This is a genomic window from Chitinophaga sp. 05T412 (assembly GCF_056396465.1).
On the sequence record NZ_JBFTLN010000002.1, the window covers coordinates 851,740 to 869,684 of the forward strand.

Annotated in this window: 10 protein-coding genes; 8 read left to right on the forward strand and 2 right to left on the reverse strand. The window is 41.8% G+C overall.

Features of this window, described 5'->3' with window-relative positions; translation table 11 throughout:
- Positions 1-31 precede the first annotated feature (31 nt).
- Genes AC1DFM_RS07110 through AC1DFM_RS07145 form a run of 8 tightly spaced genes read left to right on the forward strand, consistent with a single transcriptional unit; the run spans position 32 to position 7,577 of the window.
- Positions 32-463 carry a prepilin-type N-terminal cleavage/methylation domain-containing protein gene (locus AC1DFM_RS07110; protein ID WP_477076006.1) on the forward strand — a complete coding sequence of 144 codons (432 nt, stop codon included), beginning with the start codon at positions 32-34 and terminating at the stop codon, positions 461-463.
- Positions 464-470: 7 nt separating this feature from the next.
- The gene (locus tag AC1DFM_RS07115; protein ID WP_477076007.1) at positions 471-1,022 is read left to right on the forward strand and encodes a hypothetical protein; all 552 of its coding nucleotides are present in this window, start codon (positions 471-473) and stop codon (positions 1,020-1,022) included.
- Positions 1,000-2,424: a GspE/PulE family protein gene (locus AC1DFM_RS07120; protein WP_477076008.1), complete on the forward strand. Its 1,425-nt coding sequence runs from the start codon at positions 1,000-1,002 to the stop codon at positions 2,422-2,424. The genes AC1DFM_RS07115 and AC1DFM_RS07120 overlap by 23 nt, the downstream gene beginning before the upstream one ends.
- Positions 2,425-2,447: 23 nt before the next feature.
- Positions 2,448-4,391 (forward strand): secretin and TonB N-terminal domain-containing protein, encoded by a 1,944-nt coding sequence (locus AC1DFM_RS07125; RefSeq protein WP_477076009.1) that lies wholly within the window; start codon positions 2,448-2,450, stop codon positions 4,389-4,391.
- Between the two features lie 2 nt (positions 4,392-4,393).
- Positions 4,394-5,617 carry a hypothetical protein gene (locus tag AC1DFM_RS07130; protein ID WP_477076010.1) on the forward strand — a complete coding sequence of 408 codons (1,224 nt, stop codon included), beginning with the start codon at positions 4,394-4,396 and terminating at the stop codon, positions 5,615-5,617.
- Positions 5,614-6,177: a hypothetical protein gene (locus tag AC1DFM_RS07135; RefSeq protein WP_477076011.1), complete on the forward strand. Its 564-nt coding sequence runs from the start codon at positions 5,614-5,616 to the stop codon at positions 6,175-6,177. The genes AC1DFM_RS07130 and AC1DFM_RS07135 overlap by 4 nt, the downstream gene beginning before the upstream one ends.
- Positions 6,161-7,105, forward strand: a complete 945-nt coding sequence (locus tag AC1DFM_RS07140; RefSeq protein WP_477076012.1) for a fibronectin type III domain-containing protein — start codon at positions 6,161-6,163, stop codon at positions 7,103-7,105. Before AC1DFM_RS07135 ends, AC1DFM_RS07140 begins: the two co-directional genes overlap by 17 nt.
- A 1-nt stretch (position 7,106) precedes the next feature.
- A complete protein-coding gene (locus AC1DFM_RS07145; RefSeq protein ID WP_477076013.1) occupies positions 7,107-7,577 on the forward strand; it encodes a hypothetical protein in 471 nt (156 codons plus the stop codon).
- Positions 7,578-8,164: 587 nt separating this feature from the next.
- On the opposite strand, the gene AC1DFM_RS07150 is transcribed toward AC1DFM_RS07145, so the two are convergent.
- Together AC1DFM_RS07150 and AC1DFM_RS07155 are read right to left on the reverse strand one after the other, a co-directional pair.
- Positions 8,165-12,091 carry an RHS repeat domain-containing protein gene (locus tag AC1DFM_RS07150; RefSeq protein ID WP_477076014.1) on the reverse strand — a complete coding sequence of 1,309 codons (3,927 nt, stop codon included), beginning with the start codon at positions 12,089-12,091 and terminating at the stop codon, positions 8,165-8,167.
- A 66-nt stretch (positions 12,092-12,157) separates the two neighbouring features.
- On the reverse strand, positions 12,158-17,470 hold the full coding sequence (locus AC1DFM_RS07155; protein WP_477076015.1) for a hypothetical protein: 5,313 nt from the start codon (positions 17,468-17,470) through the stop codon (positions 12,158-12,160).
- Positions 17,471-17,945 lie beyond the last annotated feature (475 nt).

The following is a 17,945-nucleotide window of genomic DNA, read 5'->3' on the forward strand; positions in this document are numbered from 1 at the left end:
TTTTCGTTCAAACATCATCCCCTATATCTACATGAAAGTACGTAAGCAACCCACCTCGCGCATATGCGGCAAAAAGTTATCTGCATTTACATTGACAGAAGTGCTTGTAGTATTAATTATCATTGGTATCCTGGTGTTACTCGCCATTCCGAATCTAATGCCTTTGATTACGAAGGCAAAAAGCACCGAGGCGAAATTACAACTGGAACACGTGCATATGCTGGAGAAAAATTTCTTCTATGAAAAATCCCGCTATACAAAAGATCTTTCAGAATTGTCATTTGAACAACAAAAATTAGTTACGGAAGGAGGACAGGCTAACTATCGGATTGATATTATCCAGATAAGCAGTAATGACTTCATTGCCCGGGCTACTGCTGTTGTTGACTTTGATGGAGACGGTACCTTCAATGTATGGGAAATAGACGCCAATAAAAAACTGAGAGAAACTGTACAGGACTAATTTAAGCATGAACCAGTATTTTGCCCTATTATCAATAATTCCATATTCACTTATAGCGATCCAGGACTTCCGGGATAGAGCGATAAGCTGGATACTGATTCCATTACTGATGGGACTAAACCTCCTGTGCAATATCTGGCTATATCACTTACCCATTCTTTTTTTGCTGAAAACATTCCTGTTGAACATACTCATCATCGGTGTTCAATTTTTGCTGCTGCAGGTATACGTTTGTATCCGTGATCAAAAATTCACACCTATTACCCAACATTTTGTTGGTGTTGGTGATCTGGCATTCTACCTGGTATTATTTATTACACTTTCGCCATTGAATTTATTCTTCTTCCATCTGATAAGTCTCCTGGCCTGCCTGCTGACTGGAATATTACTGATGATTACCGGAAGAAAAAATAAAGCCAGAACGATACCCATGGCGGGCATACAAGCTTTAATGCTGGCATTGCTAACGATTAACAGTATCTTAAATACCTCCGCTAACTTCTTTAATGAGGAGTGGCTATTAAATAAACTGGCCTATGTCTGTTACCCGATCCATTGATCAATCGCTGCAGAAAATACTCAGCAGCGAGCAGGCATGGCACTACCAGCTTATTCCTGCGAATGAAACATCAGCAAGTATCTCCTTCTATTTCATAGCTGGCAAACATCCGGCGGCTATTGTAGATGAACTTAACTTCCTGTTTAATAAAGAAATTATTTTATTACCTATTCCTGAAGAAGACCTGAAGCTTCTGCTGGAAACTAACTATCCTTTAACACAACAGGATAGCCGGCTACAACATCGTTTTTACAACGGTCACTCGGATAACTTCCTCCAGGACCTGATCAGCGAATCTAAAAACCTCCACAGCAGTGATATTCATATTGAAATATATGAAGAAAGCTGCCGGGTTAGAATCAGAATAGATGGGATGCTGGTGCAGCGTTATTTGTTAGAAAAAAACCAATATCCGTCGCTGGTAAATAAGATAAAAATAATGGCTAACCTGGATATTGCGGAAAGAAGGCTTCCCCAGGATGGCCGTATCTTTTTCCAGTATCAGCAAACAAAAACTGATATCAGGGTATCCGTTCTGCCAACGCTACACGGTGAAAAAATTGTGCTGCGTTTGCTCAGTAATGATGCCACCAATATTGATTTGAATACCCTCGGCTTCGCACCCGCCGACCTAAGCAATTACCTGGAAGGTGTAAAAAAACCGAATGGCCTGCTCCTCATCAGCGGCCCTACGGGATCGGGTAAAACCACTACCCTGTACGCCACACTGAAAATGCTGAATAAGGATACCCGAAATATTCTGACGATAGAAGATCCTATTGAATACACTCTGGGGGGTATCAACCAGGTACAACTAAAGGAAAACATTGGTCTTACCTTCGGAGCTGCCCTTCGCAATTTTCTCAGACAAGATCCGGATATTATTATGGTCGGTGAAATCAGAGATCCTGATACTGCTAACATGGCTATCAGAGCAGCCCTCACAGGTCACCTTGTACTATCAACAATACATACCAATTCGGCCTGGGGAATTATTTCCAGGCTTACCGACATGGGGATACCACCGTTCCTCGTAGCCAATACCTTAAATACAGCGGTGGCACAACGGTTGTTACGCCTGCTTTGTGACCATTGCAAAACCAGGCGGCCTTTTGATAAGTCCTTATTTCCTCCCCGGTTCCGGGCAGAAAAAGAGATTACACATCACTATGTAGCCGTAGGATGCGAACATTGCTTCAATACCGGCTATAAAGGCCGGAAAGCGGTGTATGAAGTGATCACTATGGATAGCGAGTTATCCGACGAGATTAAACAATCTACAACGGACATATCAACACAACTAAAAGAAAGGAATATACAAACACTGGCTGAAAACGCCTTTTCCCTATTCGAACAGGGAAAGACATCCATTGACGAAATTTATTCATTGTTAACCTCCTGACCATTATCCCTGCATTCTGTCACATGAAAAAAGCAATCATACTTTACGCCGTACTATTATTCAATACCATCCATCTATTTGCTCAGGGGGCACAGCAGGACCGGGTTTCGGTCATTGCACAGCGATTAAACGACCTCTCGCCAACAGTGCCCGGGCTGAATCAGAAAGCCGCGATATCTGTTTCAGGCGGCACCCTGCAGGAATTTCTCCGGGGAATAGCTAATACGCATCACCTCAATCTCAATATCGATCCTGCACTCACTCAAAGGATTACCAATTACTTTGATGGCGAAACCGTTAGTAATATCCTGTTATATCTCGCCAAACAATATAACCTGGAGTTTACTTTCACAGGAAGTATCATCTATATTACCAACTACAACGATCCTCTTAGAAATCAGCCCCCTCCCCCTAAAGAGCTGCATATTGACTACAATAAGAATAGTGGCAACATTACCCTGGATCTGCAAAACGATAGTTTGATGAATGTAGCCAGGCGCATTACCATGATAAGTAATAAAAATGTGGTGGTATTGCCTGAGTTATTTGGTAAAATGGTAAATGGATACATCCAGGATCTCCCCATTTCCAACGCGTTGGAAAAACTGGCATTAACAAACAACTTTAAATTCACCAAAACGAATGATGAAGTATTTGTATTGGAACCCCTGGCCTCCAATGAACAAATTATGCTAAAGTCAGAGCTGAAAAATGCGCCCAATGGAAATACCGTAATTCGAAAAATCAATCGGGATATGCCGGGTACAGGCGGCAACATTGAAGCAACTTCAGATGATATCGGTAACCGGTTGATCACGCTTAATGTAACTTCCATGCCCCTAAAGGACGTACTCAGGAGCATTTCTGATCAAACAGGTATTAACTATTTCATGTATTCCGAAATACAAGGCATTATATCTGCCAATATCAACAATATGCCATTGAATCAGGCCCTTGCCTACATATTTCAGGGGACTGAATACACTTTTCATACAGAGGGAAAGGTTTACATGATCGGTAGCCGTCAAATGGAAGGTATGCGTACCTATAAGATGGTCCAGCTCAAAAATCGCTCTATGGATTCATTAATGCATATATTCCCTCCTGAACTTAGAAGGGGCGTAGACATCAAAGAATTTAAAGAACAGAATAGCTTCCTGCTAAGTGGTAGTGCACCTGAAATTGAACTGATTGACAAATTCATCAAACAGATTGACAAGGTGGTGCCTATGATCACCATCGAAGTGATTTTGATGGATGTAAAAAAGGGGAAATCAATAAAAACGGGGATAAAAATGGGTACTTCCGATTCTGTAAGAACCGGAGGTACACTGCTCGGCCAGGGCGGCCTTGACTACACATTCGGCGCCAGATCTATCAACGATTTCCTGGGAAGAATTGGCATCAACAACATCTTCAACCTGGGTAAAGTAACCCCCAATTTCTATGTACAACTTAGCGCACTGGAAAATAATAGCAATATCGATTTGAGACAAACACCTAAGTTATCCACGCTCAACGGGCATGTGGCCAACCTGAGCATCGGCAGTACCAGGTATTATACGGTGAGTACACAAAATGTTCTTGGTTCGCTAAACCCACAAACAGTGGTTACCCAACAGTATATCCCCGTGGATGCCAATCTATCTATAGACATTATGCCATTGGTATCAGGTGATGAGCAGGTAACACTGAATATAGACGTTAAAATATCCGACTTCATCGGCGATCCTCCTAATAATGCGCCACCACCTTCTTCCAACAGTAAATTCAAATCAATTATCCGGGTAAAAAATGAAGAGATGGTAGTGTTAGGTGGCATTGAAAGAAATGAAAAAACGGAATCAGGAGGTGGTATTCCCGGCCTGTCAAGGGTACCGGTGTTAAAATGGCTCTTCAGCAGCAGAGCAAGATCTACGTCCAAAACCGTTTCGCTCGTGTTTATTAAACCTACCATCATTTACTAAACATGTGGCAATCACTTTTACATAAATATATTCCTATTCGTACGGCTATCGGCGTAGAGATTGTCGTAATGCAGGACAAGTCCCTCCTGCTCAATGCGGTGGTAGTGAAGCAGGTAAAAGGCAAATTGATCCGCGCCGAAGAATATATTAATGTTACCAGTCTTCCGGCATTGATTGAAAAGTTTCCCAAAGGAGTACCCGTTGGACTTAACATATCAGGCCGAGGTATTCTGCATAAACCCGTACCCAGCGTAACCGGACATAACCTCCTGGAAAATGTTATTCCAGGTGCACGACAGGAAGATTATTATTACCAGCAATTTGTTTGCAACGACAAGCCAGAGATCGCCGTTATACGCAAAGATCAACTGGATGAAATGGTGGGGCTATTCGTTGACGCAGGAATTTCCGTCCTACACGTGGGTTTAAGCCTGGGATTTAGCACCAATTTGTTGCATCTTATAAAAATAAATACCGGTAATAATATCCAAACATCCGCCTGGCAATTACAACTCCATGGCGCGAAGCTCATAGAATATACGCTATCACAAGTAACCAATAAACCACAATTAGGTACCGAGTTAATAATCGGTGATCAATCTATAAAACACCTGCTACTACCGGCCTTTGCTATTGCTACAGAAATAATACTGGCCAGCGAAGCAGCCTCCGGACTTCAATTGCAGGAAATTGCCCGTCAAAAAGAAAAATTTGAATATCGCCGTCTGTTCAATATAGTAGGGATAGGTGCATTAGGCACATTGTTGCTCATACTGTTATTAAATGTTTTCATCTATCAACATTATTACACGCTGGCACAGGAAGCACAGGTAAATAATAGCTTATACCAGAAAAAAATAAATACACTGGACACCTTACAGGTTAGGGTACAGGAAAAAGAGAAGTTTCTCGCGGCTATTGGCTGGATAAAGCAACCCGTGATCAGCGAAATTTCCGACAAGATTGGTGCTTCCGTTCCAAAAGAGGTAATATTAACCAATATGACCATCTTTCCGGAAGATAATAACAAATCATCGGGCGCCATCCCCAGATTCCGACAGGATACCATCAGACTGCAGGGCGATTGTAATACACCATGGGTGTTGAATAACTGGATCACCTCTATACAGCAGATTGATATAGTGCAATCAGCGCGATTAGAAAGCTACTGGTATAAAAAAGAAGATGAAACGGGTCACTTTCAACTAGAACTGACTTTAAAATGAACTTTAAACAGCTAAATGAAAAACAACGATTGAGGTGGATGCTGGCTGCATTAGTATTGGTGCTGATAGCCTCTTATCAATATGGTATACGGAATACCATTGAAGCTTATCATAACTATAAGCGGAGTTATTTGCCGGAAGATATGTTGCAATCAAAAATTGAACAATATCAACAACTGTCAGAGAAAGAAAAAACACTCAATAAAATTATTCATACCGCCACACAACAGGATACCGTAAATGCTGACCTGCAACTGCTAAAACAGGTAACAGGCTTTTGTAATCAATATCATCTGAAGTTAAAAAACTACAGTCCTTATAACGGGTATCAATACCAGCAGCTACAGGTAATTACCAACCTGGTAACAGTAGAAGGCTCTTTTAAACAACTCCTCCGGTTTGTGAATGAGTTGGAAAAAAGCGACCTCCCGGCCAGAATAAAGGCGATGACTTACAAAACTACTTTTGATAACCAGCAGAATACAACCTTATTATCTGCTGATATTTATCTTCAACAATTACAGTTTACAAATTCAAACAGCCATGAAAGTAACCCTTAAATACTATATACCGATACTGTTAATAATAACAGCTATTTCTTCCTGCCTGGACGTCATCGAGCCTACACTCAAAGACGTGAAGATCCAGCTGGTAGCCCCTGCTGATCAAATCCTGAGCCGCGATTATCTGCAAACTTTCTATTGGGAACCGGACAACCTGACTGAAAAATACCAGATCCAGATCGCTTCTCCGGATTTTGATGCGCCGGCAAAATTTGTACTCGACAGCACCGTTAAAAGAAATAGTTTTGTTTATACGCTTCAACCAGGAAAATACCAATGGCGGGTAAGAGCGGTAAATAATAGTAGCCAGTCTCCGTACTCCGTCCGCAACCTGATAATAGATACGGCTTCACTGAGCAATCAAACCGTGGTATTATCTGCTCCGGGTAACAACTATATGACCAGCAATGCAGATATAGTTTTTCAATGGCTACCACTTTTCAGCGCTAAAAAATATACACTCCAGGTAGATACCCTTAACTTCAGCAGTCCTGATATTTTCTTAGAAGCAACTACCACTGCCAATACCTATTCCCTCCGGTCATTAAAAGACGGACAATACCAGTGGCGGGTAAGGGCTGTAAATGATACTGCCCAGTCTATGTTTTCTCTTATTTATAATTTTACTATAGACCATACCCCTCCAGTACCTCCGGTATTAACAGCACCCAATAACGACGCACTCAATATCCAGCTCCCCGTTACCCTGCAATGGGCAGCCGTACCCGATGCTGTGAAATATAAATTATTCGTCTATAAAAATGATGGCTCCTTGTATGATGGCTATCCCGTTACAGTTACCAGCACATCTGCTACGTTTAATCGTGGCAACAGCCGGGACAAAATCTACTGGCAGGTGACTGCACTTGATGCAGTCGGTAATGAGAGCAACTTTAGCACGAAAAGAAATTTCACCCTGCAGTAATATGAAAAAGAAATCGTTCAAATTCTTCTTACTGGCTGGTACTGTAGTTGTTTGGGGCAGCATTATTTACAGGATTGTTACAGCTGTTTCCGGACAGGGGCCTGCTAACACCTATGTAGCGCCCCCTTCTCCGGCACGTATTTCCATGACATTACCTCAAAAGTATATCCTGCTCATGGACTACCCGGACCCATTCCTCAAAGATGAAGTCACCGATACTTTACCTGCAGTGCAATCCGCACCTGTTGTAGCTCCGCCACCACCACCTCCCATAGATGTTAGCTTTGTGCAATATGCCGGTATGATCAGCAACCTGGATGCCCCTAAAAAAGTAGCCCTGGTTATTATTCATGGACAGGATAAAATGGTGCAACAGGGAGAAGTAGTAGATGAAGTGAAGATTAAAGAATTGAAGAAAGATGAAATAAAAGTGGTGTATAAAGGGAAGATGTTTGTGGTGAAGAAGACGTAGTTAATAAGCAATGCTATATAGGTAGCGGGAATATTGTAAAACCGAAGAAAGGACAATTAACAATTCAGCAGGCAAACAATAAAAAAGCCTGCGACTAGCGCAGGCCTGTAAAACTTCAAGATTTAAAACAGAAAAATATACGTCTGCATTATCTGTCTTGTTCAAAACAATATCGTCTAAAATATTTTCAATTTTCTGACCAGCATAATACATATTATACTGGCCAGAATATAAGGCAGAAAAAATTGTGTAAATAAATCAATACGTGAGTGAAGGTCTACATACACCTCTACGATTGTTTTGTTATTATCCTTTAACAGATATATAATAGCGGGTATTAGTATGTATACTAATATTGTAGTTATCACCAAACCTGCCAGGGCTATTCTTCCATTCAAAATACTGAAAACGATTGTACCTATAACCGCAAACAAGATGAATATACAAATTGCCCTTACAATTCCAGAGATAAGTATCACTGATCCGGGGCTATGCAGAATAAGGCCAATTATAACATTAGCTATAGCATCCACTGCTATCAGACACAAGAGATATATTATCAGACTTTTTCCCATTTGTTCCTTAAATCAATAGAATCTATAACGCGGTTCATATTTATGATGTAACCAATATTCGGCCACTTTCGTCATGCCATGGGCAAACCTATCATATGGATCGGTAATTATTCCAACAAAACGTAATTCTTTCGATGTAGCTATGCCATAAAGATAATCGCCACGAGCCATATTGCCAATTATCCTAAGGGTTTCCTGAGATTGCCGTTGATAAATCGGATTTACAACAATAAACTGTTCTTCATATAATGTTTTTGCATCCCAGGCTTCGGCCACACTTCCTTTCATGACAGGGCCATTATATAAATCCCTAAGTTTATGCATGGCATCATCGAAGATCGCCTTATTTCCCTCATTGCCAAATTTCACTACATCGTCACCAACCCACCAGGCTGCCGGCCCCCATTCTAAGGTCGACATTTGATTTGCTACTATATAAGCGGCTCCCGGCCAGTTATTCTCAAATCCTCTTTCATCGATCTTTGCAGCAAACCAGCCATAAAAAGCGGTCCGCTGGGTAATGGTTTTATAATCATCAAACCGGAGCGCCTGCAGGTTAGTCATATTAGCTGTATTCCAGACCGCGCTATGACTAAGCCTGTCCGAAGTTAGCCAATGTCCATCTTTTCCATCCAGCTTCCCATTTGGATTCTCTTTATAGTAAGCGTCCGCATCTTCGTATTCTTTATCCCATCCCCCATCGGCATCAACCCGAGTTACCGGGTTATTACCCATTGCTGTATAAGGAGAGTTATATTGTCCTTTAGGATCAACACCTAACCATCTCCCAATACGTGCATCATACATCCTTAGCTCAAATGCGTTCCAGCCGGTTTCTTTATCTTTCTCACTATATTTTCCCTGGAAACCATAACGATAGTCCAGTGAACCACCGTCGCGCATAATGCTCCCGAAAGGGTAATAGTCAGCATATTGCTTAATATTTCGATTCTGATCTATTGTAACCTGCACATTACCGAGATGATTGCTTAGCTCATACTCGCTGATGCCAGTACCCCGACGGAAGATTCCTATACGCCCGGTTGCATACAGTGGTATCTCTGTCTGGCTAATAACACCGGTCCCCGCCTGTGTATAAACCGCCATTAAAGTACCATTGGTACCTGATACGTAATAAGTTGTATTGTTATTAACGTAATCAGTTTTCATAACGCGGATGCCGCGTTCATTGTAAGCAAAAGTCACCTTGGGCTGCGTATAGGCTGCATCTGCGTATACTCCTATTACTTTACCATTGATATCATAGCGGATATATCTTGCCACACCAGTACCCGGCGTTTCAACAGATAGTTGTCCAAGTGGGTTATAATTATAACTGCCATAGGTAGTGCTACCATTTACTACTTTTTGCAACTGATTAGTTCCAATAGGGTAAGTGTAGGTAAAATTATCTGTAGTAGTCCCCGCATCATTAGTACGCGCTAACGATTGAATATTACCATTTCCATCATAGTTCAGATTATACTCTTTAAAAGCACTACTCGCCGCAAAACCAGGTGTTACATAGTTGGGCGCTCCCCACGTCCCACTGTTTAGTTGGTATTTATTATCATATTTATATCCATACATCGAAGGATTCTCAATAGCTGCCCCCATTGCGGCAATGACACTTTGTGGTTTACGGCTAAACCAACTCATTCCTTTCACGTTACCTGTATACTGATCATCTGCAATTGTAGTCGCCAATGGAATGCTACTTACCCCAGTACCTCCACGGACATAGTCTCCATTGAAATATTCCAGGTTCATACCAAAGGCATCTTTGGCAAAACCAGCATTTCCCCCTGATATACCATCTTTACCCGGATCAAGATCTTTGCTGGCATGATTAATCGCTTTCAATTGCCCTTGCACTGTATAAGTATAGTCTACCCCTTGTACATTTCCTCCCAGTTCTACCCTCTTTAAAGGTCCATGCAGGTAATAGCTGTATTTAGCCTGCAATTTCCTGGTGGCAACATTATCTACTGTATTGGTAAAAGCTGCTGACAGGCGCTGCCCCAAATCATATTCATAGTAATGGATAAAGGTTTCGGCTGCAACATTCTTTTGAAAAATTACTTTTGCCGGCTGTCCGAGAAAAGTATATGTATAGTCTATTGTTTTCTTACCAAGACCGGGAATATCCTGAACCATCCAGGTAACTCTATCCTGATCGTCATAATTATACCAGGTTTTAGTACCTGCTGAACTCTCTGTATAAGAAATTGCTGATGGCAGATAAACATCATCCTGCGTATATCCGGTAACTCCGGTAGCTACAGCCACATCATAGGTAGTCTTCAGCCAGTTAGACCTGGTACCATTACCTAGTCCCCCATCCGCTGCCACATTATCTGCGTTAGTCATACCAGCCACGTTAAAAGCAATGCCTCCCGAACCAGGAGTAAATTCACCTGCTTCCACTCCCCTTCCGACATTATCATAGTTCGTATAAGAGTAAATACCGGTGGGACGCTGTATGGCATTCTGGGAAAAACGCAGTTTGCCATCCGTACGATATACAAACTCCGATCTGCCGGTTTCCTTATTGACACTTGCCTTTAGCTGACCTTTCAGATCATATTCGTTTTGTGTAATAAAAGGAATATCTACCCGGTTTGGATAATTATTAATGCCTGGCCCTATTAATTTTTTCACCCCTTCAGGAGGAATAGCCGCCACTAACTGGCCTAACTGATTGTAATAATTATAATTAATGTCCGTAAGCCCTACTGCGTAGCTAATCGTATTACCTACAGGTGTATTCCCTCCTATCAGTTTATAATATCCCGCCGCTAAAACACCTCCGCCGCTAAAGGTCACTGGTTGTTCATTGTTGGACATATCATAGAGTGTCCAATCGCCTGCATTTATATTGACGGTAGTAGGTTTAAACAACTTAAAATAGTAAAATTGAAGAGGACCCGTTATGGCAGGATTATAAATCTTACGGGTATTGGTGTATACCAGATCATTGCCCGGGCGACCAGTCATCAATACTTTACCGGCTTTGTCCTGTACCACCAATAGCTCCTGACCATTTGCATCCCGGCTAATATTGACAGTGGTTGACTGAGCCAATATATCGGCTGTTGGCGTTTCTCCAACTTCTGCTGCAGGGAAATACTTATTACGTACCTGTAAATAGTGATCCAGCTCATTGGTTACCGGCAAAACAAAACTACTGCTTTCATGTCCGCTGCCCGTTTTAAACGTCTCACCTATACCTGCTACACGTTTTACTTCATTTGTACCATCATTATAATAATCCGTTCTGCTAAATGGAACATTGGTAGTGCCTACGTACGGCTCCAGGGTATTATTCTCACTATAGTACCAGCCAAGTGTTCCTGCCACTGTATTATCTACCGGATCGGGATTACTTAATTTTGCACCATCAAAATTTTTATAATTATAGTTTCTCCCCCCGTTGTTCATGAAATTATCTGCATACGTAAACTCTACCGGGGTAATCGGGGCAGATAAGGTATTCAGCACAGGCCGGCCTAAGCCGTCACAAACAACCTGGCTKGCCAGAATACGGCCAGCGGCGAGATTTTTTTCCTGCTTCTGCTGCACTTGTCCGTTATTATCGTAGAATACCTTAGAGGCACCGATAACATTGCCGGAGGCATCATACTGCTGACTTAAGATCCAGTTTCTGTTAAGATCCATCCTGGCCGGGCCGGTAGCTATCGGCCCTATTTCAAATTGCAGGTCTGCACCTGCCGGGATCTCTACTCCCGGTGCAATCTCTATTTCAACCACACTACGGTATTTGAGCACTTCATAGGTCTGAAATACCTTATTCGTCGCCGGTGGCACCGGAAGCATGATTTTGTTCGGACTCTCGATCACCTGTGCATGCAATGCCACACAAAATAACAGCAGCATTGCCATCAGGCTACAGAACAGGCTAAGGCTTCTTGTTTTCATTGGTAGTATTTTTTATAGATCCCTTAGTATTATTTGCTCAGGGTTAATAATATTATTCTATGGTAGTTACTGCCCTTTGCCATAGTTATAATCCATAGTAGCCGCCTTTACTACCCCACCACTCAAGCTTTCTTTATAAGTAGCTTTTACACGGCCAGCTATATCATATTCAAACCTGGTAAAGAAGTTGTTTTTATCAAGTATATAGGTCACCTCTCCAGTAAATTTATCATAGACATAGGCTGAAGCACCGGATATTGCTGGTTGTACCCGGAAATCATCAAAATACACCGATGAGGTACCGCTGTTCTTACATCCGAATGTCAAACTGGTAGCACTGCTTAAAGTACTTGCAGGTACAACAACCATTACCTGATACCATGAACCTACTTTTCTTTGTGCTACTGCATTCACCGGTACCGGGGCTCCGCCATTCACCTGGTAATAAACTCCTGCCGCAGGAAGAGAGGAGTTAGCTGCTGCCACCCAAACACTGGCCATGTAAGGCTTTTTAACCTCATCGCTGGGCAGTGGAACAGTGTAGCTAAATCCGTTCTTGCCGGCGTCCACTTTTAAACTGTTATAACCTGTATGTGCCGTAGCAGCAGGGAATGTAGTGTTCTTCTCCACAACTCCATCTCCAAGGGAAACCTGACCACTGAATTTGCTATTTACCAGGTCATCTTCTGCACCACTATATGCCAGATCTTTCTGACGGGCATTAACCCCGCTTACCAATACTTTCGTATTATTATATCCCATCACAGTAGCAGCGTAATTGCCATTCACATCTTTCGCTTCCAGTTCTTTTGAGTAAACATCATACAAAGTAGTTTCTGCTGTTTTTAACCACGCATTGGCAAGAGAAGAAGGATTAGTCCAGTTAAAGTCAGTAAACTGATTTAATGGCGTAATACCATCCGTAGAAGAGCCTGAAGGTGCCCATACATATGTTGATTGCTTACGCCAAACATTTCCATTATTAGCCACCACTCCATTCTGGACGATTTTAGTTCCTGTATTATCCGGTGTTAATACATCTGTACTACTACTCCAGGTGGTTATAGCTGCCGAAACAAGGCCTAACTTATTATTATTTGCATCCACTTTATAAACATAGTTCCCAGCTTCCTGAGCAAGCATATGCTTATTGTTCCGGTTAGTTACTTTCATTCCCATTGCCGGATATTTGCGATAAGCAGGAATCACTTCTGTCAGGAATAAATTACCATAAACATCCTTGTTTAATTTTTGGGTTAACTGACCAGAATAAAAGTCATATGCCAGGTAATCTTCGGAAGATATCTGTCCCGTTTTATAATTATATTCTGCTTCTCCCATTAAAATATTCGGATTTTCTGTTTTGGCGGTTGCGATACCATATTGCGTATCATAACTTCCTGCCATCGTTACCTTTTTCCTATTACCGAAACGCTCTATAATACGTCCCTGGTAAGCATATTTACTATAAGTACCTTCCCGGTCGGCTTCGTCTCTTACATAACGGTAGGTTTTCCAGGTTAACCAAGCACCTTTACTATCAACTTGTCCCACGCCATTAAGCGAACCTATAGAAGCTGTATTATCCTGGATGGAATAATTCCTGGTACCCGTTACATCAGTTGTACCGCCACCACCGCTTGTACTGGATAACAGGCTCAGTTCAACCATATTTTCTTCCGGCACTCTGAAGCTATATACCGTTGATCCGGGAACCGTATAAGTATCTCCTTGTGCTCCCAGCGCACCAAAAGGCGGATAATTATAAACTTCAGTAGTGGTTCTGACATAGCCATAAAGAACACCTGGAGAAGGTAACAACCTTGATAAAGAGAATATCCGTGCAGCTGCAGGATTGACCATCTCACGATACTCTGCCTTCCAGATCCACTTTTGTATATCATCTCCTATCTGATTGTCAAATAATGGCATACCAGTATAATTAAGATCATGTTTTTGGATCATGTTAGGCTCATAAGTAGTAACTCCTGATGAACCGCCATTAACAATATGCCGATAATCATATTTCGTGGTAGATACTCTGTCTGTACTATTTATCCGTAACTCCTTTACCCTGATTCCTCCGCCATATATTGGCCTGACAGGGTCGTTATTCGGATAAAAGAATATGTTCGCACTCATTACATAACCAGAAAGTCGCACGCGAGTGTCAGTATTGTACTGAAACCCAACCAACCCGAGTACAAAATTATCGTTACAACTCATCACAACAGTATTGGTAAAATTATCCACGGATTTAATGATGAATCCAGCAGTTAAAGGAAGCTGTTTCTTCGGACCGAAAATGGGATAATTCCCCCCAATTCTGGTCAGTTGCATAGAAACTGTTTCGTTCCTGGTAGATATCAAGGCTGTGAGTAATTTTAAATCATCTGCCGGGATCATTGCCATGATCATGTCGGCCTTTGAGCCCACAGCAAGTAATTCGCTCAATGGTACACCATAATTATTCGCTACCTTAAACGTGATCTGTTTATTAGTTTTATCAATAGCAAAACTGTTAGCTATCATGGAACACCTGTTGTCCAATACTATTTTAGAATAAGAGTCCCCTTCATACTTCATTTCTATATTAGCCCCCAACTGTGTGTTAATAGCATGTAATGACCAGGCATCCGCATGCATGGAAGATACCGGCGTGGTCATACGGCCAACGTTTATATTATCGGCGATGGTTGCAGCATTATAGTCCGCCTTATACATTCCCCATTTGTCATAGGCTTCAATACTATAATTTGGATTCTTCGTACTTGCAACAGATGCCGACGTTGACACATATCCCGGCGGAAATGGATCCACCATTCTCAGTCCTAACTTATACCGGTGTTTATTATTCTGATCATAATAATCCTGGGTAGCGGTAACCAATGCACTATAGCTAACATTATCTCCTCCGGTTACACTTACCAGTTCACCGATATAAAATTTCGGTGTCATTCCTATCATCAGTGTACCTATTACTGATGCTCCTTTACTATCCGCATCAATGCTTACATCGCCCCCGAATAACATATTTCTATCCGAAGCAGGTATATCATATACAAATTGTACAGGAGGTAAAACAGAAATACCTTGTTTGCCCGGCGTATTAATGGACATCAACGTAAGCTTCCCTTGCTTGACATTAGGGGTATTGTCCTCAAAGCTGTTAATCGTTCCCTGGCAAAGTGAGTAATCGTGGTTGAATTCAATTATTTTGATGGCCTTACTTTCGATACCCGTTCCTTGCAGATCATATTTATCTATCACATTGGCGCCCAAATCTACCGTGGATTCCACATTCTTTATCCCTGCACCATTAGCGGGGTTGATGCCGGTCGCATCGCTGTTATTTAACAACAGAATCCGGTTTAATTTCAATGTCCGTTTAGATGCAGCAGAAAAAGCGCCATCAGTATAGCTGGCATCAGAAAAAATGCTATAGGCTACCCCTTCTCCCCTACCATCTACTCTTAGATCCTTCTCAAAAATGGCTGTATGTGTTCTGGTCTTAATTTTGTTCAGATAATACAACTCCTTAGAGCCGTGAGAATAACTTTCAAATTCATCATCCACATCCCTGGTATAACCTGTTGCAGGCGTACGCCAATAATAAGTGCCTGTCCATTTACCATAACCCAAATTAACCCAATAACCATAGTCCCCTTCATTGGCAATACCGTTACCATCCCGGTCCACAAAGTCAGGACCAGTAATGCTTGTCAGCAACCAGTTATAGGCATATTGTGAACGTCTGATCTGTTTGCTCCAACGCACTTCTTCATTGTCCGCTTTTTTAACGTTCCGGCTATATATAATACCATCTATGTTATAAACAGGCAATGAATAATGATAGGTGATTCCCTTCTCATTAGTAATAGAAAAACCGCCTATCCGGGAGCTTGAATAACGGTTATACCCTACGGCATTATCCGCGCTCACATCTATAAACCCTTTTGCCTTAGCCGCACCGGAAACGATATCAGCATCGCTGAAATAATCAATGTGACGTGACCCTTCCAATGTATTGGTGGCAGGATCATATGTTCCTAAAGCACCCATTGCCGGGTTCTCATCAAATGGGACACGGAATGATCCAGCCGAGTAATCAGTTAATGACTGTCTATAAGTGTTGGAGAAATCATTAACAAATCTGAAACCTGTTTTTAAAATACTATTGCCTCTGTAGGAATCAGGGATCTGATATCTCACTGTAGGGTTTATCCGCGAGACCGGAGTACTACCGGAGTTTGGAACAAGTTTCACTCCAGTCTCAGAAGCCCTGTTTCCCCCCATCACGTAACTCTGGAACTGATAGGGTCTTATAGCCCCACTCAGTCCCTGTGCAGTTACCATATAGTGATCATAATCAGGTAAACTGGCGCCTGTGTGATGAGAGGGATCCGGAAGTTCAAACATACCTAATCCCCGCTCTAAATCAAACATATGATAGGTATCATAGACTTTATTATCCAATGTGTTATTACTTATTCCCTCCGGTAAAAAAAGTGAACCATAAGATTTCTGGTTTGTGGTGTAATCCATCCATGTCCGGTAGTAGCTATACCGGATACCAAGATTGAGGAGGCCAAACAATGGTATAGAAAATCCCCCATTGGAACTTTCCGTATGCACTCCATCTCTTGAATTCATATTGGAAAAAAGACTGCCAGAGATTCCGGTTTGTCCGTTTGCGTAAAAGCTGGCTCCCTGAGAAGAAGATTCCATTGATACCCCCATAGACCCAACCCCACTTAAACCTACCCCTACGGAACTGGAGGTTTTGAGTGTTTTCAGGTTTAATGACATTCCCGCTGAAGCGTAGGGACCACCAACCAAGCCTGCTTTCTCTTGCAATCCTATTGTTACACCATCAAAATCTACACTGAACCCTTTATTATTATTGTTGGTAAAAGTGAGCCCAAAAGAAACACTCGCATTACGCAGTCCTATACCAATATCAAAGCCGACCATCCTGGACTCTGTTCCGCTCCAGTATGTCCTTCCAAACTGATCAACTCCATTATCATCATCAGCATAGCCATTTTCACTTCTTGTGATAGCACCGGGATTAAGCGCCCAGCCCAAACCTACCCAGCTGGCATCTTCATTGGTTTGAATACCGGCATGATAAGCCAGGGAAACCGGATAACCTCCCTCTGGGCCGGGTACTTCCAGCAAAGGCATATTATAGGTGAAGTCTCCTGTTTGAAGATTCACCATATCTTTCATATCCACCGGTTCAAAACTGGAGGTTTCCGGTGCAGTAGGCCCTGAAGTGAGTGCATAGGCTGCAACAGGAAATCCGATCTGATACACCAGAGTAAACAGAAAGAACAGGGATAGCGTTTTCTTTAAACGATTATTACGGAACATCATAAGTAACGGAATAAAATAAATATCTAACGGCAAAAAGGTTTCAACAACAGGAGTTCCCTACATCAATAATGAATGCACGCAACCAGCGCTCCTTAAAGAATGTAAAGGACGCAATACAATATTGATAGGGTTCGAAAAGTACTTTTCGATATCACTACAAAGATCAATTCCAGGAAAGTAAATACACTGATATCGTTTCTGAAATTTGAATTAGGTGATTAAACGGGCAAATTGATTATTTCACTTCATAAGACATAGAGATCTAAAACTGTTATTAATTGGTATAACAAACATTGTCAGCATCGATATAGGGTACAGTCTATTTCAGGTATAAATCATTATGGTTTCAGCCTTCTCACGGCCTTATATTCAATTGCTACAATATAGTTTTTACTACAGTAATCAAATGTAAAAAAAAATTTGATCGGCAAATTTTATTTTTACATTAAATAAAGAACAAAAAAGGGCCCTCCAM